The 20,703-nt window shown below is 63.7% G+C and carries 12 protein-coding genes; 4 read left to right on the top strand and 8 right to left on the bottom strand.

The features are described from left to right. Positions 1-48 precede the first annotated feature (48 nt). Positions 49-2,835, top strand: coding sequence for a dermonecrotic toxin domain-containing protein (locus ACK1VC_RS11515; protein WP_191087188.1), 2,787 nt, complete (start codon positions 49-51; stop codon positions 2,833-2,835). A gap of 17 nt (positions 2,836-2,852) precedes the next feature. Here ACK1VC_RS11515 and ACK1VC_RS11510 read toward each other — a convergent pair whose 3' ends face one another. The 8 genes from ACK1VC_RS11510 to glnE form a co-directional block, all read right to left on the bottom strand. After that, positions 2,853-4,295, bottom strand: coding sequence for a lipopolysaccharide kinase InaA family protein (locus ACK1VC_RS11510; RefSeq protein ID WP_060518008.1), 1,443 nt, complete (start codon positions 4,293-4,295; stop codon positions 2,853-2,855). Further along, positions 4,295-5,047 carry a lipopolysaccharide kinase InaA family protein gene (locus tag ACK1VC_RS11505; protein WP_016484560.1) on the bottom strand — a complete coding sequence of 251 codons (753 nt, stop codon included), beginning with the start codon at positions 5,045-5,047 and terminating at the stop codon, positions 4,295-4,297. Before ACK1VC_RS11505 ends, ACK1VC_RS11510 begins: the two co-directional genes overlap by 1 nt. Next, complete coding sequence (locus tag ACK1VC_RS11500) at positions 5,044-5,778, bottom strand: lipopolysaccharide kinase InaA family protein (protein ID WP_191087187.1); 735 nt, start codon at positions 5,776-5,778, stop codon at positions 5,044-5,046. Before ACK1VC_RS11500 ends, ACK1VC_RS11505 begins: the two co-directional genes overlap by 4 nt. Further along, the gene (gene rfaP, locus ACK1VC_RS11495; RefSeq protein ID WP_023048018.1) at positions 5,778-6,584 is read right to left on the bottom strand and encodes a lipopolysaccharide core heptose(I) kinase RfaP; all 807 of its coding nucleotides are present in this window, start codon (positions 6,582-6,584) and stop codon (positions 5,778-5,780) included. Before rfaP ends, ACK1VC_RS11500 begins: the two co-directional genes overlap by 1 nt. Continuing rightward, a complete protein-coding gene (locus ACK1VC_RS11490; RefSeq protein ID WP_016484557.1) occupies positions 6,581-7,705 on the bottom strand; it encodes a glycosyltransferase family 4 protein in 1,125 nt (374 codons plus the stop codon). Before ACK1VC_RS11490 ends, rfaP begins: the two co-directional genes overlap by 4 nt. Further along, positions 7,705-8,763 (bottom strand): lipopolysaccharide heptosyltransferase I, encoded by a 1,059-nt coding sequence (gene waaC / locus ACK1VC_RS11485; protein WP_016484556.1) that lies wholly within the window; start codon positions 8,761-8,763, stop codon positions 7,705-7,707. Before waaC ends, ACK1VC_RS11490 begins: the two co-directional genes overlap by 1 nt. Then, positions 8,764-9,813 carry a lipopolysaccharide heptosyltransferase II gene (gene waaF, locus ACK1VC_RS11480; protein WP_016484555.1) on the bottom strand — a complete coding sequence of 350 codons (1,050 nt, stop codon included), beginning with the start codon at positions 9,811-9,813 and terminating at the stop codon, positions 8,764-8,766. 226 nt (positions 9,814-10,039) lie between these two features. Further along, positions 10,040-12,973, bottom strand: coding sequence for a bifunctional [glutamate--ammonia ligase]-adenylyl-L-tyrosine phosphorylase/[glutamate--ammonia-ligase] adenylyltransferase (glnE, locus tag ACK1VC_RS11475; RefSeq protein ID WP_102688920.1), 2,934 nt, complete (start codon positions 12,971-12,973; stop codon positions 10,040-10,042). 383 nt (positions 12,974-13,356) lie between these two features. Here glnE and aceE point away from each other — a divergent pair, with 383 nt between their 5' ends. The 3 genes from aceE (at position 13,357) to ACK1VC_RS11460 (ending at position 20,657) form a co-directional block, all read left to right on the top strand. Next, entirely contained in the window at positions 13,357-16,002 is a 2,646-nt protein-coding gene (gene aceE / locus ACK1VC_RS11470; protein WP_016484553.1) for a pyruvate dehydrogenase (acetyl-transferring), homodimeric type, read from the top strand. Between the two features lie 13 nt (positions 16,003-16,015). Then, a complete protein-coding gene (gene aceF, locus ACK1VC_RS11465) occupies positions 16,016-17,656 on the top strand; it encodes a dihydrolipoyllysine-residue acetyltransferase (protein WP_191087186.1) in 1,641 nt (546 codons plus the stop codon). Positions 17,657-17,969: 313 nt separating this feature from the next. Then, positions 17,970-20,657, top strand: a complete 2,688-nt coding sequence (locus tag ACK1VC_RS11460; protein ID WP_016484551.1) for a putative bifunctional diguanylate cyclase/phosphodiesterase — start codon at positions 17,970-17,972, stop codon at positions 20,655-20,657. Positions 20,658-20,703 lie beyond the last annotated feature (46 nt).

The following is a 20,703-nucleotide window of genomic DNA, read 5'->3' as shown; positions in this document are numbered from 1 at the left end:
TGCGGGTATTGCCAAGCATGGGGTTTTCCTCAACCAAGGATCAGCCCCATGCGCCCCCTCGAACACCTGGAACAGATCGACCGACACATCGGTGACCTGCTCGACGGCCTCCCCACCATCGCCCTCAACCAACCCATCACCTCCGGCACGCGCACCTGGCTACACGGCGAGCTGGCCAGTTTCTGGGCCACAGCCGATGAACAGGGCAACACGCCCAGGCAGCAATTGCTGATACTGCGCAAGGCGCTGATGCTGGCCGAAATCGAATTGCGCGTGGCCGACCAGACCTTGAGCAACGGGCAAGCCGAACTCTTGCGCACCTGCCTGGAGAAGCCATTGCCCTCACAACGCAGGCACTTGCCTCTGGCCGAACGGCCACAGGTGTACCGCGTACTGCTGGAAGACCGGCGGCCCAACTGGCGCAGCTACCTGCCAGGCACTCTGGTCATCGTTGCCAGTACCGTCGAGGGCCACATGCTCACGGCAGAAGACGCCGCAGGCAGCGCCTTGCTGTGCAGCCTGTCACAGGGTATCGAAGCATTCGATTCCCTTGCCGCACTGCACAAAGAGCTCTGCGAACGCCTGGAGGATCCGCTCCAGAGCCGGCCACTGCTGCACCTGTACCTTGAGGAACAGGCAGACCGCGCGCGCCGGTCGCATCGCCTGCGCTATGACTGGTATGCCGACAGCCTGCTGGAGGCTCAGGTCGACAGTGTGATCGAAGCCCAGCGCCAGCGGTTGAGTGATCCCGGGTTATGGAGCGTCGACATAACCGACCAGCACGCCCGGCTGAACAGGGCCATGGCGCTTCGGCACGAAGTCGGCGCCAAACCCATCCTGCAGACGCGCTATTCGCAACTGCTTGAAAAGAACCTGCCGAACTGGCTGCGCAATACCTCCGCGCAAGGCCTGAGCCATATCATGCAGACCATGCAGGAGCTGGTGGCAACTGCCGAGCGGGCTGCAGCCCCCGGCGTGCTTAGCCTCAACGACTTCAAGCAACGCAACAGCCTGCTGAGCTGGGCCAATGCACGCCTGCGCGAGCGCCTGAGCTACGACCTGGGGTACGACGCGGATCCGGGCGAGATTCAGGTGAGTATCGTCCGCGCCCGCCGTACCGGCGCTGTCATGCATCCCTTCGCCACCTCCTCCTACGTCACTTACGCCGGCATGCAGCGCGTGGGCGATGAGATGGTGGAAATGGTCGAGGAAAGCAACACGCTCGAACAGCTGGCGCTGAAGAACCTGCCATGGTTCGACACCGACTACTGGCTTACCGCGCGCATGGTCCATGCCCGAGGGTGTGCCTTACCACCTGGCCTAACGGCGGAGTATGTGAAAAACATGATCCGGGAACTGAACGTGGGCGACAGCTACGCAATGTACCTGCATACCCAACTTATCGGTTCCAGAACCGGCAAGTGGCGCCAGGCCGCACACAGCCGGGTAAACCTGGCGCGCATGCGTGCAGAAGCAGTCAAGGCACGCTACGCCGGGCACTTCGGCGAAGACCCTTTCGAGCACGGTTACAACTGGGTGTGCGCCGTGCTGGATCAACCGCACAATACCTTGCGCGCCCCGGTGGCGGGCTACCCGGTCACGGTTCGACAATTGAACATCATGGGCCACACCCTGCAGGGTGTGCTGCTGCTCAACAGTACCCCCTACAAGTCCCAGGCATGCGTGTTGTATACGCCGGATGCACCGGACCGCAGGGCATGGCGCCGTTTTCGCACCACCCGCGAACTGCTTCGTACTGTGCGCCAGCAGCCCGGGCTGAAGGCGTACATTGCACAGCGCCTGCCATTGCTACCCGCAGCCACGGTGCAGCGCCTTCTGGACAAGGGGCGCCTGGGCACACATGTAAAAACCCCTGCAGTGAACGATGACCTGTTTTTTGTCTATTACCGGGCCGAGGTCCAGGCGCTGATCGCCCAGGCCGATGCCGACAGCATGACGACCCAGGAAGTGAATGCGCAAACGATCATCGCGCTGAGCTGGCGCCTGGTGGACTTCATCAGCCTGCTGCTGCCCAACCAAGCCCTGTTGGCATTGTCGATCGGCCGCATGGCCATCGACATCTGGGACGGCGTGCAGGCCTTCAAGCAGGAGGATGTGGAAGGGGTGATGCGCCACGCCTACAACGCCTTCAGCCACCTCAATGATGCAGCGATCAGTTATGTAGGCTCTGGCCTGCTGCGCCGTTCGCTGCGTGGCATGCCAAAGCAACCGCCATTGCCGTTGCCCGCGCGCTTCCAGGCGCAACCGGACAGCACCAACCTGCGCTATCGCATAGACGGCATCTACGGTGAAGGGGTATACGAGCAGCCCACGGCCTTTGGCGGGCTGTCGCTGTACTTCGTCAAGGACAACGACAACCGCTACTACAAGGTCAGTTTCGACGGCTACCGCTGGCGGGCCATCGACCCTGACCAACCGGATGCCTACCTGCATCAGCCGCTCAAGCGCAGAGCCGACGGGCAATGGGTAATCGACTCATCGGTGCACTGGTACGACGGGCTGCCCGACCTGACGCAGCTGCTGCAGGACTGCTACCTGCAAGCGCCACTGGCGGGCACACCTTTGAACATCGAACAGGGGCTCTACCAGGCTGAAGATCAACTGTACCTGGCGCTCATGGGCGGGCAGTTACCTTTACGCCGCCACTTGCTGCCAGACCGTTACCACTTGCAGATGGCAGCCGCCAGCAGCGCTGGCGCGGCGCCGTGGGCGGTATTGCGCCACGAGAATGGCCAGTGGCTGATACGCGTTCGCCAGGCGGGGCGCAGCAGCGACTGGCTGGCATTGCCAGATCAGCCACTGCCAGCCCGCTGACGCCCGCATCGACAGCCTTAATCGCCCAGCTTGGGCAATAACCGGTCCAGCCGCTGGTACAAGGCACTGCCACTCGGCCAGTTTCGCAACAGCCGCGCCCGATCCCGGGCGTAGGCCGGGGCGAAGCTGAGCTGGGTCGCGTGCTGGCACATGGCATCGAGGTCAATCAGCGACCACCGGCCATTGTCCCAGAACAGGTTATGGCCCTTGAAGTCGCCATGGCTGATGCGCTCGCGAATCAGCTGCTGCATCACATGCACCAGCGCATCCACCTGTTCCTCGGGCGCATCGCCATTTTCGACGTAGGGCGCAAAGCATGCCGTCAGGTCCGGGCCATCGACATACTCGGTGACCAGATAGGCACGGCTGCGCAGCCCCATGACCCGTTGCTCCAGCACCGCCAAAGGCTTGGGCGTAGCGATGTCGAGGAACTCCAGGCGGTGGCCTTCGATCCACGAATGCCAGGCACGGCTCGGGCGCCAGAAGCGCTTGAACCAGTGCGCGGTGTTCTTGATGTTGTAGCGTTTGAGCACAAGCTTGCGACCGTTCACCTCGATGCGCGCCACACTGGCGGCGCCACCGGTCTTGTACAGGTGGCCCCTGTCGATCAGTGCATCGGCCTGCTCCAGTACCGGCTGCATGGCCTCGACCTCACTGCGACGGATCGCCTGCAACCCCGAGAGTGTGCGCTGGACACTGAACAGGCTGCATTCGCGGCCCGCTTTGTCCAGGTAGTCCTTCTGGCGCCAGTTGCGCACCTTGTCCACCTGCTTTTGCAGGGCTTCCAGTGGCAACGCATGTTCGGCGTTGGCCAGCAGGTAGTGGACCAGCAGCTCTTCGATGAAAGGTTCCAGGCGCTTGGGCAGCTGGGCAAAGAATACGCCGAGGTTTTCCAGTACACGTGGGCGCGACAGCTGCTGGCCTGGCGTTTCAGCCTTGATACCGGCGCCATCGATCAGGTACAGCTTGCCGCCATGGCGCAGCAGGTTGTCCAGGTGCAGGTCTTCCTGCCAAAGGCCCTGAGCGTGCATGTGCGCGACAGCCGTGAGCGCTTCGCCCAGCACCAGGTGTTGTTCGTCGGCCAGCACCGGCAGGCTTTCCACCGCCGCCCAGGCATCGGCCAGGCTCTCAGCGCCGTCGAGGAATTCGAAGAGCAGCCAGCCGCCCTCGCCTTCCTTGAGGCCGTCGGCCAGCAGCTTCGGCGTGGTCAAGCCATGTTCGGCCAGCAATTTCACACCTTGCAGTTCGCGCTGGAAATGCCGGGCGGCGTTGCCGCCCACCAGCAGCTTGGCCAGCACCGGGATACCGCGCCACACACCAGCGCCCACATAGCGCTGCCCGGGCAGGACGCGCAGCAGGCTGAGCAGTTGCAGTTCGGCGCTGCCGGCGGCGTCCGCCAGGGTGATGCTCAGGGGCAACGACGGGCTGCGCCCGGCGTCCTTCAGTTCAGACAAACGCATCAGCGGGCCTCTTTTTCACGACGCCGTTGCGTCAGGCGTTGCAGCCAGGTATCGACCAGCGTGCTGTCAGCCGGCTGCGCCAGGTAAGTCGCCAGCATCGTGCGCACATCAGCCTCGCTCCAGGCGCGGGCGCGACGCAGCAGCGGCTCCAGGTCCTTGAGGCGGTCACGCATGCCAAACAGCAATGGCCGGGTCTTCTCCAGGTCGATCAGTTGTGCATCCCAGCCTTCTCGTCGCTGGCGCAGGAAAATGTGCTTGGGATAGAAGCAGCCATGCACCTGGCCGGCGCTGTGCAGGGTACGCGCCAGTTGGCCGCACGCCTGCAGGATGCCATTGCGTTCGGCATCGCCCAGCTGTGGCCAGTGGGCCAACAGGCTGTCGAGATCGGCCCACTCGTCCAGCGCGCGGGTCATCAGGATGGCGCGGTGCTTGCCGCCTTGCTTGCGCTCGCCATAGAACACCGCCTGCAAGGCCGGAATGTGCAGCTTCTGATAGCGGCTGATGTTGCGAAACTCGCGGGCAAAAGTGGGCTCGCCAAACGGCCGGTGCAGGGTGCGCGTCAGGTAGTCGCTCTGGCGCTTGAGGTAGTACCCCTTGCCTTCGAGTTCCAGGCGGAACACGCTGCTCCAGCCACCACGGCCGGTGTTGGGTTCATCCACCGCCTCCAGTTGCAGCGCCCACAGCGCCTCGAAGTCGTCCAGGCCATGGCGTTTGAGCAGCGCGAGGTCCGCGCTGGCCAGGTAATCGGTCATTCCCTTCCCTCGAAAAAGCCCAGCACCTGGCGAATGCGCTTTTTGTCGCGCACATTCAGCCGGTCGCGGCCACGGTATTGCAGATAGAAACGCAGGCGCTGGGTGGCCGACAGGTGGTATTTGGCCACCTTGTCCAGGCACGCCAGGTCCTTGATCATCCGGTGCCGCCACATGAAGCCGCGCCAGAAGTCGCCGGTGGGGCAATCGATGAAGAATAGCGTGCCCTGGTCGTCGACCAGCAGGTTGCGCCACTTCAGGTCATTATGGGCAAAGCGGTGCTCGTGCATGACCCGGGTGTGGCGCGCCAGCTGACGGCTGAGATGGTCGACCCAGGCCCGGTCGGCCAGGCGTGTATCGTTGCGTTCGGCCAGCGCAGACAAGTCTTCGGTGTTCGGCAGCTCGCGGGTGATCATAGCCCCGCGCCCAAAGGCCAGGCCGTTGCGTTCCAGGCCCCAGGCCACCACTTCGGCAGTAGGGATACCCCACTTGGCGAACAGCTTGAGGTTCTGCCATTCGGCTTTGATGCGCGGCCGGCCCAGGTAGCGGCGCATGTGCTTGCCAGCCCCGGTGTAGCGCTTGACGTAGTAATTGACCCCGTCACGCTCGATGCGCACCACTTCGCTGAGCGGGTCGCGGGTCAGGCGCTCGCCTTGCAGGTCAAATACCGCATCGAGGCTGCCAAAGTCCGCCGCCAGGTGTTCGTAGCCTGGCGCCAGTGTCCAACCCGCCATCAGAGCGCGTCCCCATAGCGTTGTTTGCGATCGTAGAGTTTCTGCGCCTTGCACTCCAGCCAGGCGAGCAACCGGGCCTCGTCTTTGAGCACTTGCCGCAGCGGGCGCTGGAAGTACCCCTGCAAAAAGCGCAGCTTGTCGCGCCGGGTGAGGCCGATGTCCAGCGCTGAGAAGTACAGCGCGGCCAGGTCCTTGTCGCGCCAGCGGCGGCTGATTGTCGCCCGGGTCTGGGCGCGGTGCAGGTCAATGACCGACAGTTTGAAGTCATCCGCCGTCACCGGGCGGTCGGTGTGCAGCAGGAAATGGCAGATGTAGCAATCGCGGTGGTTGACGCCGGCACGGTGCATGCCGCCGGTCATTTTTGCCACTTCGGCGATCAGCGCACGCTTCAGACGCGGTTCGGGCGGCTGCTTGAGCCAGTCGATACTGAAGTCTTCCAGGCTGATGGTCGGCGCCAGCTCTTGGGTGATGATGAACGAGTGCTGCGTGGCCGGATTACTGCCACGCTCGCCATAGGCGACTGCGGTCATGGTCGGCACGCCCACCTCGTGCAGGCGCTGGATAGCCCGCCATTCCTGGCCGGCACCCAGCACCGGCAGCTTGGCGGTGAGCAGGTTTTTGAAGATCTCGCCCCATCCGATGCCGCGGTGGATCTTGACGAAAAAGCCCTCGCCAGCCACTTCGGTACGCAGTGTGCGCCGCCCTTCCAGCTCGCGATAGACCTCACCTTGCAGCGCCTCTACGGCATCGAAGGCATCACGCCCGGCCCACAGGCGCTTGAACGGTTCGGCCAGTATCAGCTTCATGCGGTTTTCTGCCCCAGGATCACGTCGGCAGCATGCTGCGGCATGCTGTACAGATCGGCGGTTTCAGCAAACGCCAGGCCGTTGCGCGACCAGCTGGCGCGGGCCTGCGGGTCTTCCAGCATGCGTTGCAGGTAGCCGTTGAGCTGTTCCTGTTCGAATGGCTCGTCCAGCACCAGGCCACAGTCGGCCTCGGCAATGTAATGGGCGTAGCCGCACACCTTGGACACCAGCACCGGAAGGCCAGCCACCAGCGCTTCAAGCAGCACCGTGCCGGTGTTCTCGTTGTACGCCGGGTGAATCAGCAGGTCGGCACCCAGCAGGAAACGCGGGATGTCGCTGCGGCCCTTGAGGAACTGCACCTGCTCACCCAGCCCCAGGGTGGCGCTCTGCAACTGGAACACCTTGGGGTCGTCCTGGCCGATCACCATCAGCTTCGTGCGCTTGCGCAGGGCCGATGGCAGCGCGGCCAGCGCCTTGAGGCTGCGGTCCACACCCTTGGTCTTGAAGCCCGAGCCAATCTGTACCAGCAACAGGTCGTCATCGCCCAAGTCGAATTCCTTGCGGAATTCGGCACGGATCTCGGCCGCATTGGCCGGCGCGCGGCGATCCTGGGAAATACCCGGTGGCAGCAGGTGGAAGCGCTCCACCGGGGTGCCGTAATGCTTGATGAACAGCGGCTGCTGCACCTCGGAAATCATCAGCACTTCGGTGTGGGCGTCCTTGGCGAACACCGCACGCTCGTACTCGGCAAAGTGCCGGTAGCGGCCCCAGCGGCGGTACAGCCCACCGCGCAGGGTCTGCGCCTTGTCTTCGAAGCAGCCGTCGGCGGCGTAGTACACGTCCAGCCCCGGCATCTTGTTGAAGCCGATCAGGCGGTCGACCGGGCGCTTGGCCAGGTCGGCGGCCATCCAGGCGCTGAGCTTCTCGTTGCGACGGTGGTTGAAAATGGCCTTGACCGGCGCCACCAGCACCTCGAAGCCAGGCGGAATGTCACCCTCCCAGATCAGCGTGTACACACGGATCTGGTGGCCCCGCTTCTGGCATTCCAGGGCAATGCGCATGAAATCGCGCTGCAGCCCGCCGAAGGGGAAATATTTGTAAAGCACGAAAGCCAGTTGCATCAACGGACATCCTCAGCCAGCAGCAACGCGCTCAAGCGGCCCGCCACATGCTCGGGATTCAGGCGAGTGAAGCACAGCGGCCACTCGCGTTTCAGATCGAACCGGCGCAGGTCGTCGGCGCTCGGTTTATAGGTGCACTTCTTCTGCAGGCAGGGAGCGCAAGGCCAATCACTGGCCTGGTGAATCTGGGTCCGTCCGTAGGCACCGGTCAGGCCCGGGTTGGTCGGGCCGAACAGCGAAATGGTCGGCACATCGAGTGCCGCAGCCAAGTGGCCAAGGCCGGTATCGACCGCCACACAGGCTTTTGCCGCCGCCAATACACGGGCAACCCCGGCAAGGTTCAATTTGGGGAGCACCTGGCAGTTGTTCAAGCCCTGTGCAATGCGCTCGGCCCGCGCCTTCTCGGCGGCGTTGCCCCAAGGCAGGCGCACTTCCAGCTTGCGCCGGCCCATGCGCTCGGCCAGCTCGCGCCAGTAGGCTTCGGGCCAATGCTTGGTCGCCCAGGTGGTGCCATGCAAAAACACCACGTAAGGCGCTGCTGGCGGCAGCTGCAGGCGCTCCAGGTCCAGCCCGTAATCGCCTATGCCCTCTGGCAAGTCGTAGGCCAGGGCCATGGCAAACAGCTGGCGCACCCGCTCCACCGCGTGCTGGCCGGTGGCAACCGACAGGCGCCGGTCATAGAAGCGGCTGGCCCAGCCTTCGCGGGCCGAGTAGCGGTCCAGGCCGGCGACCGGGGCCTTCACGTAGCGGGTGAGCCAAGCCGACTTGACCAAGCCCTGGGCGTCAATCACCAGGTCGTACTTGCGCTCGCGCACACGCTGTTTGAACGCCTTCCACTCGCCACTCTTGAGGGTCTGCCAAAGGTTCTTGCGCCAGCGGCGGATGGCCACCGGTATAACCTGGTCGACCGCAGGGTGCCAGCCGGGGATTTCAGCGAAGCCTTCCTCCACCACCCAGTCGAAACGGATGCCCGGGATGGCATGGGCGGCATCGGTGAGCGCCGGCAGGGTGTGGATCACATCACCCAACGACGAAGTCTTGATGATCAGTACCCGCACTTAGTCGACCTCGGCCACGGTATCGATCAGGTCCGGCCCGCTCAGGCTGTGCAGGGCGGCGATGACTTTGCCCGGGTCCAGCAGGCGCAGGCAGTTGTAGTGGCCGAAACGGCAGGTCCGGTCGAAGCATGGGCTGCACTCGATACCGGTGCGCACCACCTCCACCTGGTCGGCCAGCGGCGGAGTAAAGCCGGGCGATGTGGAGCCGTACACCGCCACCAGCGGGCGGTTCAGTGCGGCGGCCACGTGCATCAGGCCGGAGTCGTTGGACACCACGGCATGGGCACAGGACATCAGGTCGATGGCCTCGGCCAGCGAGGTCTCACCGGCCAGGTTGGAGGATTCTTCGCGCAATCCCGGGATCAGCCGGTCACGGATCTGCTCGCCGACCGGGTGGTCGTTCTTCGAGCCGAACAGCCATACCTGCCAGCCCTGGCGGATCATCGCATCGGCCACGGCCGCGTAATGCTCGACTGGCCAACGCTTGGCCTCGCCGAACTCGGCGCCAGGGCACAGCGCCAGTACCGGGCGGTCCAGCTCCAGGCCGAACTTGGCCAGCGCAGCCTCGCGGCTTTGCGCTTCGATCTGCAGGCTGGGGCGCGGGTACGGCTGCGGCAGCTCGGCGCCGGGCGCGTACGCCAAGGCCATGAAGCGTTCGATCATCAGCGGGTAGCGGGCCTTGTCCAGCTTGCGCACATCGTTCAGCAGGCCGAAGCGCATTTCGCCGCGCCAGCCGGTGCGCTTGGGGATGCCAGCGAAGAACGGCACCAATGCCGACTTCATCGAGTTGGGCAGCAGGATGGCCTGGTCGTACTGGCCGACCAGGGATTTGCCGATGCGCCTGCGCGTGGCCAGTTCCAGCGCGCCGTGGCCGAGCGGGAAGCTCAAGGCCTGACGGACTTCGGGCATACGCTCCAGGATCGGCCGGCTCCACTCGGGGGCCAGCACGTCGATCACGCAGTCGGGGTGCTGCTGTTTCAGGCACTGGAACAAGGTCTGCGCCATCACCATGTCGCCGACCCAGCTGGGGCCAATGATCAGTATTCTCATGCTTAGTCCAGAAACGCTCGGGGAGGCTACAGGCTGCGGTACAGCCTGGCCTCCCCTCTTTATATTCAGGCTATGTGGCGGACAGTGTACCACCGGTGGTGAGGCATGAGCCTTTAGGGCTGCTTTGCAGCCCATTCGCGGCACAAGGCCGCTCCTACAGGAGATCGCATTCCCGTGTAGGAGCGGCCTTGTGCCGCGAATGGGCCGCAAAGCGGCCCCAACAATCTCAAGTCAACCCCAGTTCACCCCAGATCCGCCGCACTTCACGGCGTTCATCGGCAAACTGCGTCGCATCGATCACCCCGGCCTGCTTCTGCAGGGCCTGGCGGTGCGAAGCCGAGCGGAACGCCTTGTACACTTCACGCAACAGCACCGCGTCACTGGCCGGCATCAGGTTCGCCTGCTCCAGCTCTTCCAGAATGCGGATGTTATCGGTCCATCGGAGTATGGCCGGGTGGTCATGAGACCAGGCCAAAGCGGCGTATTGCACCATAAATTCGATATCGACGATACCGCCGGCATCCTGCTTGATATCGAAGGGCACACCGGCCTCGAAGGCGTTGGCCGCAGTACCGGCAGCCGTGGCCTTGGTACCGAGGTTGCCGCGCATCTTGGCGCGCATTTCACTCACTTCGGTGCGCAGTTTTTCCAGGTCGCGCGCCTGGCCCAGTACCTTGGCGCGCACGCCTTCGAACGCCGCGCCCACCTGTTTGCAACCCACCAGTACGCGGGCCCGCACCAGGGCCTGATGCTCCCAGGTCCAGGCTTCGTTCTGCTGATAGCGCTCGAAGGCGCCCAGCGAACTGACCAGCAGGCCGGCAGCACCGGACGGGCGCAGGCGCATGTCCACATCGTACAGCTGGCCCGAGTTGGTCTGGGTGGTCAGCAGGTGAATGATGCGCTGGCCCAGGCGGGTGAAGAACTGGGCACTGTCGATGGGCTTGGTGCCGTCGGTTTCCGCCTGCGGGTCGCCGTCGTGGATGAACACCAGGTCCAGGTCCGAGCCGTGGCCCAGCTCCAGGCCGCCGACCTTGCCGTAACCAATGATGATGAACCCTGGGTCGCACAGGCTGCCGTCGCTGCGCTTGGGCTGGCCGTGGCGGGCCACGGTCTGGCGCCAGGCCAGGGCGAGCACCTGGTCGAGGATGGCCTCGGCCAGCCAGGTCAGGTAGTCGCTGACTTTCATCAACGGCAGGTTGCCGCTTATTTCCGAAGCAGCCACACGCAGGCTGTGCGCCAGCTTGAAGTGGCGCAGCGCTTCCATCTGCTGCTCCAGGTCGTCCTCGGGGATGCGCGTCAGGCGTTCGCGCAACTCGCTGGCCAGCTCCGGGGCCAGTGGCGGGCTGAACAAGCGGCCTTCATTGAGCAGCTCGTCGAGCAACAGCGGGTACAGCGCAATTTGCTCGGCAATCCACGGGCTGGCAGCGCACAACGTCAGCAGACGGCGCAAAGCGCCGGGGTTTTCGGTCAGCAGTACCAGGTAGGCAGACCGCCGCGCCACCGCCTCGACCAGCGGCAACACACGCTCAAGCACCAGGTCAGGATTGTCATGCTCCACCGCCTGGGCCAGCAGCCGTGGGATGAAGGCATCCAGGCGCTCACGGCCGATACGCTGCATCGAGCGCAGCTGCGGGCTGGAGCGCAGGCCGGCCAGACGCCGCAGGGCTTCGACGGGCTGCTTGAACCCGGCCTCTTCCAACTGCCGGCCAGCGGCTTCCTCGTCCTGCGCCTGCTCCCATAGCGGCGACCATTCGCCCCCCACCACCAGTTCGCCCTCACCGTCTTCGTCATCCGGGTCGGCGATCACCTGGCGGAAGTGCCAGTCGATACGGCCACGCCAGTACATCAGCTGGTCGTGGAAGCTGTGCCAGTCGGCAAAGCCGAGCATATAAGCCACCCGCGCCTGGTCCGTTTCGCCTTCAGGCAACATTTGCGTCTGCCGGTCGGCGATGGCCTGGATGGCGTGCTCGGTATAACGCAGGAACTCATACCCCTCGCGCAGCTCGGCCACCACCGCCGGCGGCAGGTAACCCTGCCCCTCGAGGGTGGCCAGCACCTTGAGCAACGGCCGTTGCTGCAGGCTGAGGTCGCGCCCGCCGTGGATCAGCTGGAAGGCCTGGGCGATAAACTCCACTTCGCGGATGCCGCCGGCACCCAGCTTGATGTTGTCGGCCATGCCCTTGCGCCGCACCTCCTGCTGAATCAGCTGCTTCATGGTGCGCAGCGCTTCGATTGCGGAAAAATCCAGGTACCGGCGGTACACGAACGGCCGCAGCATTTCCTGCAACTGCGCGCCGGCCGCCTGGTCGCCCGCCACCACCCGTGCCTTGATCATCGCGTAGCGTTCCCAGTCACGGCCCTGGTCCTGGTAGTACTGCTCCAGGGCATTGAAGCTGAGCACCAGTGCGCCGGCCGAGCCATAGGGGCGCAGACGCATGTCGACGCGGAACACGAAGCCGTCGACGGTCACCGGGTCCAGCGCCTTGATCAGCCGCTGGCCAAGGCGGGTGAAGAACTCCTGGTTTTCCAGCGAGCGCTTTACCCCTTTGGTTTCACCGCCTTCGGGGAAACCGAAGATCAGGTCGATGTCCGACGACAGGTTAAGCTCCACCGCCCCCAGCTTGCCCATGCCCAGCACCACCATGTGCTGCGGCTGGCCGCTGCGGTTGCCGATGGGGGTGCCGAACTGCTGGCAATGGCGCGGGTACAACCATTGGTAGGCTTCGTCGATGGCGGCATCGGCAAGGTCAGACAGGTCGCGGCAGGTTTCGCCAAGCGCCGCCTGGCGGGTGATGTCGCGCCAGATGATGCGCAGCTGCTGGCGGTTGCGCGCGCGGCGCAGGTTACGCGCCAGCTCGTCGTCGCTTTGCGCAGCCTGGGCAGCCGCCGCGATTTGCCCGCGCAGTTGCCCCGGCGCATAACCCCGCTCCAGCTCGCCACTGGCCAGCAGATCGAAGAGCATGGCTGGCTCGCGCTGGGCCAGGCCCAGAACAAAGTCGCTGGCGGCAGCAACCTGATCGAATTGTTGCCGGTGCACCGTGCTCCAGGCGTTCAGGTCGAGGTCAGGGTGAGCGGCCACTGCATCGCTCAGGAATTGCTGGTTGCGAGCGACCAGTGGCTGGAGGGTGGCGGGCAGATCGGACGGCAAAGGCAGGCGCATGGTCTATCCTTGATCGGCGTGAAATAGAAGGGAAAAAGCGGCCAAGGGGAAGCCGGACCACGGTTGGACTGTCGTACAAAAGTTGGAAATAGCTGAAAAAAACGAAAACTTGGCAACAAACATCAAGAAGTACCCGTTCGCATCACAATGCCAACCACCATGAACGTTTTTCCTCACAAGCCAAGGTGCGACCAAACGTCGCAGAAATGTAGTTTTACTACTACTCATGTCGTGCAAAAGCATGAAATGCGCAAGCAAATGTAGTAAAACTACACGGCGCCGGATGACACCCCGGTAATCCAAGAATTCACGACGTCTGCCCATAAGGCCAGTCGCAATCTCAGGCAATCGATTCTGGTTGCCTTTCCGCCCTGGAGCAAGCCATGCAAGACCTCGATCCAATCGAAACCCAGGAATGGCTGGATGCCCTGGAGTCGGTCCTCGACAAAGAAGGCGAAGACCGCGCTCATTACCTGATGACCCGTATGGGCGAGCTGGCCACCCGCAGTGGCTCCCAGCTGCCGTATGCGATCACCACGCCATACCGCAACACCATCCCTGTCACCCACGAAGCACGCATGCCTGGCGACCTGTTCATGGAACGCCGCATTCGCTCGATGGTGCGTTGGAACGCCTTGGCCATGGTCATGCGCACCAACCTGAAAGACTCGGACCTGGGCGGACACATCTCCAGCTTCGCCTCCAGCGCCACCCTGTACGACATCGGTTTCAACTACTTCTTCCAGGCCCCGACCGAAGAACACGGTGGCGACCTGATCTTCTTCCAGGGCCACGCTTCGCCGGGCGTCTACGCTCGCGCCTTCATGGAAGGCCGCATCAACGAAGACCAGATGAACAACTTCCGTCAGGAAGTCGACGGCAACGGTCTGTCTTCGTACCCGCACCCATGGCTGATGCCTGACTTCTGGCAGTTCCCGACCGTATCGATGGGTCTGGGCCCGATCCAGGCTATCTACCAGGCGCGCTTCATGAAGTACCTGGAAGCCCGTGGTTTCATTCCGGCCGGCAAGCAGAAGGTCTGGTGCTTCATGGGTGACGGCGAGTGCGACGAGCCGGAATCCCTGGGCGCAATCGCCCTGGCCGGCCGCGAGAAACTGGACAACCTGATCTTTGTCATCAACTGCAACCTGCAGCGCCTCGACGGCCCGGTTCGTGGCAACGGCAAGATCATCCAGGAACTCGAAGGCGTGTTCCGTGGCGGCGGCTGGAACGTCAACAAAGTGGTCTGGGGCCGTTTCTGGGACCCACTGCTGGCCAAGGACACCAACGGTGCCCTGCAGCGCCGCATGGACGAAGTCATCGACGGCGAGTACCAGAACTACAAAGCCAAAGATGGCGCGTACGTTCGTGAGAACTTCTTCAACACCCCAGAGCTCAAGGCCATGGTCGAAGACCTGTCCGACGACGAGATCTGGAAGCTCAACCGTGGCGGCCACGACCCGTACAAGGTCTACGCGGCGTACCACCAGGCTGTGAACCACAAAGAGCAGCCGACCGTCATCCTGGCCAAGACCATCAAGGGTTACGGCACCGGTGCTGGCGAAGCCAAGAACACTGCGCACAACACCAAAAAGGTCGACGTTGAGAGCCTGCGTCACTTCCGTGACCGCTTCGACATCCCGGTCAAGGATGCCGACCTTGAGAACCTGCCGTTCTTCAAGCCGGAAGAAGGTTCTGCCGAAGCCAAGTACCTGGCCGAGCGCCGCGCAGCCTTGGGTGGCTTCGTACCACAGCGCCGTGCCAAGAGCTTCAGCGTACCGACCCCATCCCTGGAAACGCTGAAAGCGATCCTGGACGGCTCGGGCGACCGCGAAATCTCCACCACCATGGCCTTCGTGCGTATTCTGGCGCAGCTGGTCAAGGACAAGGAAATCGGCCAGCGCATCGTGCCGATCATCCCGGACGAAGCCCGTACCTTCGGTATGGAAGGCATGTTCCGCCAGTTGGGCATCTACTCGTCGGTCGGCCAGCTCTACGAGCCAGTCGATAAAGACCAGGTGATGTTCTACCGCGAAGACAAGAAGGGCCAGATTCTCGAGGAAGGCATCAACGAAGCCGGCGCCATGTCGTCGTTCATCGCTGCCGGTACCTCGTACAGCTGCCACAACCAGCCGATGCTGCCGTTCTACATCTTCTATTCGATGTTCGGCTTCCAGCGCATTGGCGACCTGGCCTGGGCCGCTGGCGACAGCCGCACCCGTGGCTTCCTGATCGGCGGTACCGCCGGCCGTACCACCCTGAACGGTGAAGGCCTGCAGCACGAAGACGGTCATAGCCACATGATGGCGGGTACCATCCCGAACTGCCGCACCTACGATCCGACCTACGGCTATGAGCTGGCGGTGATCATCCAGGACGGCATGAAGAAGATGACCGAAGAGCAGCAGGACATCTTCTACTACATCACCGTGATGAACGAATCCTACCAGCAGCCAGCCATGCCGGCCGGTGTCGAGGAAGGCATCATCAAGGGTATGTACCTGCTGGAAGAAGACACCCGCGAAGCCGCGCACCACGTACAGCTGATGGGCTCCGGCACCATCCTGCGCGAAGTCCGCGAAGCGGCGAAGATCCTGCGTGAAGAGTTCAACGTCGGTGCCGACGTGTGGAGCGTCACCAGCTTCAACGAACTGCGTCGCGACGGCCTGGCCGTAGAGCGCGCCAACCGCCTGAAGCCTGGCCAGAAGCCACAGCAGACCTACGTCGAGCAGTGCCTGAACGGTCGCAAAGGCCCGGTCATCGCCTCCACCGACTACATGAAGCTGTTCGCCGAGCAGATTCGCCAGTGGGTGCCGAGCAAAGAGTTCAAGGTCCTGGGTACCGACGGTTACGGTCGCAGCGACAGCCGCAAGAAGCTGCGTCACTTCTTTGAAGTCGACCGCCACTTCGTGGTACTGGCTGCCCTGGAAGCCCTGGCTGACCGTGGCGAGATCGAACCCAAGGTTGTGGCTGACGCCATCGTCAAGTTCGGCATCGACCCGGACAAGCGCAACCCACTGGACTGCTGAGGAGTATTTTTAAGTGAGCGAACTCATTCGCGTACCTGACATCGGCAGCGGTGAAGGTGAAATCATCGAGCTGTTCGTCAAGGTCGGTGACCGTATCGAGGCTGACCAGAGCCTGCTGACCCTGGAGTCCGACAAGGCCTCCATGGAGATCCCGGCTCCCAAGGCCGGCGTCATCAAGGAACTGAAGGTCAAGCTGGGCGACCGCCTGAAAGAAGGCGACGAGCTGCTGGTGCTGGAAGCTGAGGGTGCCGCTGCTGCGGCGCCTGAGGCTCCGGCCGCGGCCGCTGCCCCGGCAGCTGCGCCAGCGCCTGCCGCTGAAGCCGCCCCTGCTGCTCCGGCCGCAGCCCCGGCTGCTGCCAGCGTGCAGGACATCCACGTGCCGGATATCGGTTCGTCGGGCAAGGCCAAGATCATCGAAGTGCTGGTCAAGGTCGGCGACACCGTCGAAGCCGACCAGTCGCTGATCACCCTGGAATCCGACAAGGCCTCCATGGAGATCCCGTCGCCTGCCGCTGGCGTGGTCGAAGAAGTACTGTGCAAGCTGGAAGACGAAGTCGGCACTGGCGACCTGATCTTCAAGCTGAAAGTGGCGGGCGCTGCCCAGGCTGCTGCCCCGGCCCCAGCTGCTGCCCCGGCGCCAGCCAAGGCCGAGGCTGCTCCGGCCGCCGCGCCTGCAGCTGCTGCCCCTGCTGCTGCCCCTGCACCGGCTGCTACCGCACCGGCTGCTGGCAACAACGCCAAGGTTCACGCAGGCCCGGCTGTTCGTCAGCTGGCCCGTGAATTCGGTGTCGAGCTGGGCGCAGTTGCTGCGACCGGCCCGCACGGCCGCATCCTGAAAGAAGACGTGCAGGTTTACGTCAAGGCGATGATGCAAAAGGCCAAGGAAGCCCCGGCTGCCGCCGGTGCAACCGGTGGCGCTGGCATCCCGCCGATCCCTGCAGTGGACTTCAGCAAGTTCGGTGAAGTGGAAGAAGTGGCCCTGACCCGCCTGATGCAGGTCGGTGCCGCCAACCTGCACCGCAGCTGGCTGAACGTACCGCACGTTACCCAGTTCGACTCCGCCGACATCACCGAGCTGGAAGCCTTCCGCGTTGCACAGAAGGCCGTGGCCGAAAAAGCTGGCGTGAAGCTGACCGTGCTGCCACTGCTGCTCAAGGCCTGCGCCTTCCTGCTCAAGGAACTGCCGGACTTCAACAGCTCGCTGGCACCAAGCGGCAAAGCCATCATCCGCAAGAAATACGTGCACATCGGCTTCGCCGTGGACACCCCGGACGGCCTGCTGGTCCCTGTGATCAAAAACGTCGACCAGAAGAGCTTGCTGCAACTCGCTGCCGAAGCCGCTGCACTGGCCGAGAAGGCGCGCACCAAAAAGCTGTCGGCCGACGACATGCAAGGTGCCTGCTTCACCATCTCCAGCCTCGGCCACATTGGCGGCACCGGCTTCACGCCGATCGTCAACGCGCCGGAAGTGGCTATTCTGGGCGTCTCGAAGGCGACCATGCAGCCAGTGTGGGATGGCAAGGCCTTCCAGCCGAAGCTGATGCTGCCGCTGTCGCTGTCCTACGATCACCGTGTGATCAACGGCGCTGCCGCCGCGCGCTTCACCAAGCGTCTGGGCGACGTGCTGGGCGATATCCGCACCATGCTGCTGTAAGGCAGCCCGCTGCCCCTCCCCGGAGGGGCGGTACCCTTTTCGAGCTGCCACGCTCGTACCTCAACCCCGTCAATTGGCGGGGCTTTTTTTGTCCGGCGAAAGTATTCGGCGCCTGGGAGATCGAGCGCCGCGCGGGCGGCGGTCGATCTCCCAGGCGGCAAAAATCCCAAGGCGATCTAAGTTTTCCGCCCCACCCGCCGATAACCTGTCCACAGCATCAAGCATGGCCGCTTGCCAGCCCTCGGGACATGATGCAACCTTGCCGAATCCGCTGCCGCTACATGGCCGCGCTCCCTGTTCAAGCGAGTCTTCGATGAAAAGCCAAACCGATGCCGCCAGCCGTGTGGCGGCCGAGGTCGTCACGCCGTTACCCGTGCCCTCGCGGCTCGGTATGCTGCGTTTCGAAAGGCTCAACGAAGCCACCTGGGCCATGCTCTATCTGGACCCGGCCTGCGAGCGCCATTTTGGCCTGCACGCCGCCGACCTGTGTGCCCTGGTGGACGCGCCGTACGCCAGCCTGATGGAACCCGAGGCCCGTTACCGGCTGCACGACGAGATCCAGCTGCAACTGGCCCAGCGCGGCTACTACCGCGTGCGCTACTCCCTGCACACGCCAGGCAAGTTGCTCCGCCTGCTGGAGACCGGTGAAGCCTACAAGCAGCACAACCGCCAGCTGTTGCGCGGCTACATGAGCGTGCTCGACGACCAGCCCGACGACCCTGGCGAGAGCGCCAGCGACCTGGAGTCGCGCAACAACCGCCTGCAACTGGCCCTGCAACTGAACCAGCGTGCCCAGCAAGAACAACTGGAACACCTGGAGCGCGTACGCGGTCAGCAGGACCTCATCCTGCGCCTGGCGCGTCAGCGCTACAGCGCCGAGAACTCCCTGCTGGAAGCCGCCCAGCTGATCACCCAAAGCGCCTGCGAAATCTACAAGGTCGACAGCGCCAGCATCTGGCACCTGGACGACCAGCGCCTGGAACCGATCACCGCCTGGTACCGTGACGCACAGGAGCATCGCCAGCCTGAAGCTATCGATGCCAGCCGCTTCCCCGACTACCTCGAGGCGCTGCACGCCAGCCGCGCCATCGACGCCCACAACGCCGGCCACGACCCACGCACCCGCGCCCTGACGCAAAGCCTGCGCCCGGAAAACAAGGCCATGCTCGATGCCAGTATCCGCGTTGATGGCCAGGTGGTCGGCGTGCTGTGCCTGGAGCAGAGCGGCCAACCACGGGCCTGGCAATCGGACGAAATCGCCTTTGCCGGCGAGCTGGCCGACCAGTTCGCCCAGGTCATCACCAACCACAACCGGCGCGCTGCCGCCAGCGCATTGCACTTGTTCCAGCGTGCAGTGGAGCAAAGCGCCAGCGCCTTCCTGCTGGTCAATCGTGATGGCCGGGTGGAGTACGTGAACCCGAGCTTCACCGCCATCACCCAGTACAGCACTGACGAAGTGCAAGGCCGCCACCTGGGCGAACTGCCTGCACTGGAAAACCTGAGCGAACTGCTGTTCGACTCGCCCTCCAGCCTGGCCATGGGTAATAGCTGGCAGGGTGAGTTCAAGAGCCGGCGCAAGAACCTGGAGCCCTACTGGGGCCAACTGTCGATTTCCAAGGTGTACGGCGACAATCGTGAGCTGACCCATTACATCGGCATCTACGAAGACGTCACCCAGACCAAGCTGGCCCAGCAGCGCATCGAGCGCCTGGCCTACACCGACAACCTGACCAACCTGGGCAACCGCCCGGCGTTCATCCGCAGCCTGGACGAGCGCTTTGTCCGTGATGGCGAAAGCGCGATGTGCCTGCTGCTGGTGGACATCGACAACTTCAAGCGCATCAACGACAGCCTCGGCCACCAGACCGGCGACAAGCTGCTGATCAGCCTGGCCCGGCGCCTGCGCAACAGCCTGCACAGCGGTGGCATCCTGGCGCGCTTTGCCAGTAACGAGTTCGCCGTGCTGCTCGACGACACCAGCCTGCAAGATGGCCAGGGCGTTGCCTTGCAGTTGCTGAGCACACTCGACAAACCCATGTTCGTCGACAACCAGCTGATCAACGTCACCGCCTCGGTAGGCCTGGCCTGCGCGCCGCTGCATGGCACCGACCCGGCCAGCCTGATGAAGAACGCAGGCCTTGCGCTACACAAGGCCAAGGCCAACGGCAAGCACCAGGTGCAGGTGTTTACTGAAGTGCTCAACGCCGAGGCCAGCTACAAGCTGTTCGTCGAGAACAACCTGCGCCGCGCCCTGACCCAGAACGAGCTGGAGGTGTTCTACCAGCCCAAGATCTGCCTGCGCAGCGGCCGCCTGCTGGGGCTGGAAGCGTTGTTGCGCTGGAACCACCCCGAGCGCGGCATGATCCGCCCGGACCAGTTCATCAGCGTGGCCGAGGAAACCGGCCTGATCATACCCATCGGCAAGTGGGTGGTCCGCCAGTCGTGCCGCATGAGCAAGCAACTGCGTGAGGCCGGCCTGGGCAACCTGCACGTGGCCATCAACCTGTCGCCCAAGCAGTTCTCCGACCCGGACCTGGTGGCATCAATCAGCAGCATCCTCAAGGAAGAAGCCCTGCCCCCGCACTTGCTGGAGCTGGAGCTGACCGAAGGCCTGCTGCTGGAAGCCAGCGAAGACACGCACCGCCAGCTGGACGAGCTGAAGGCCTTGGGGCTGACCCTTGCCATGGACGACTTCGGTACCGGTTATTCATCGCTGAGCTACCTGAAGAAGTTTCCGATCGACATCCTCAAGATCGACCGTAGCTTCATCAACGAAATCCCGGATAACCAGGACGACATGGAAATCACCTCGGCGGTGGTGGCCATGGCCCACAACCTCAAGCTGAAGGTGGTGGCCGAGGGTATCGAGACGCCGGAGCAACTGGCGTTCCTGCGCCGGCACCGCTGCGACGTGGGCCAGGGCTACCTGTTCGACCGGCCGATCCCTGGGCGCGAGCTGGCCGAACGGCTGAAGCGTTATCCGCGCGGACCAGTGGCCTGACAGCGGCGTAATCCTCGGGCACTATAGAACCTATTCGGGCCCTATC

The sequence above is a fragment of the Pseudomonas sp. XP2 genome (assembly GCF_053557975.1).
Note: the sequence above shows the minus strand (reverse complement) of the source record. Positions and strands in the feature narration are given on the sequence as shown.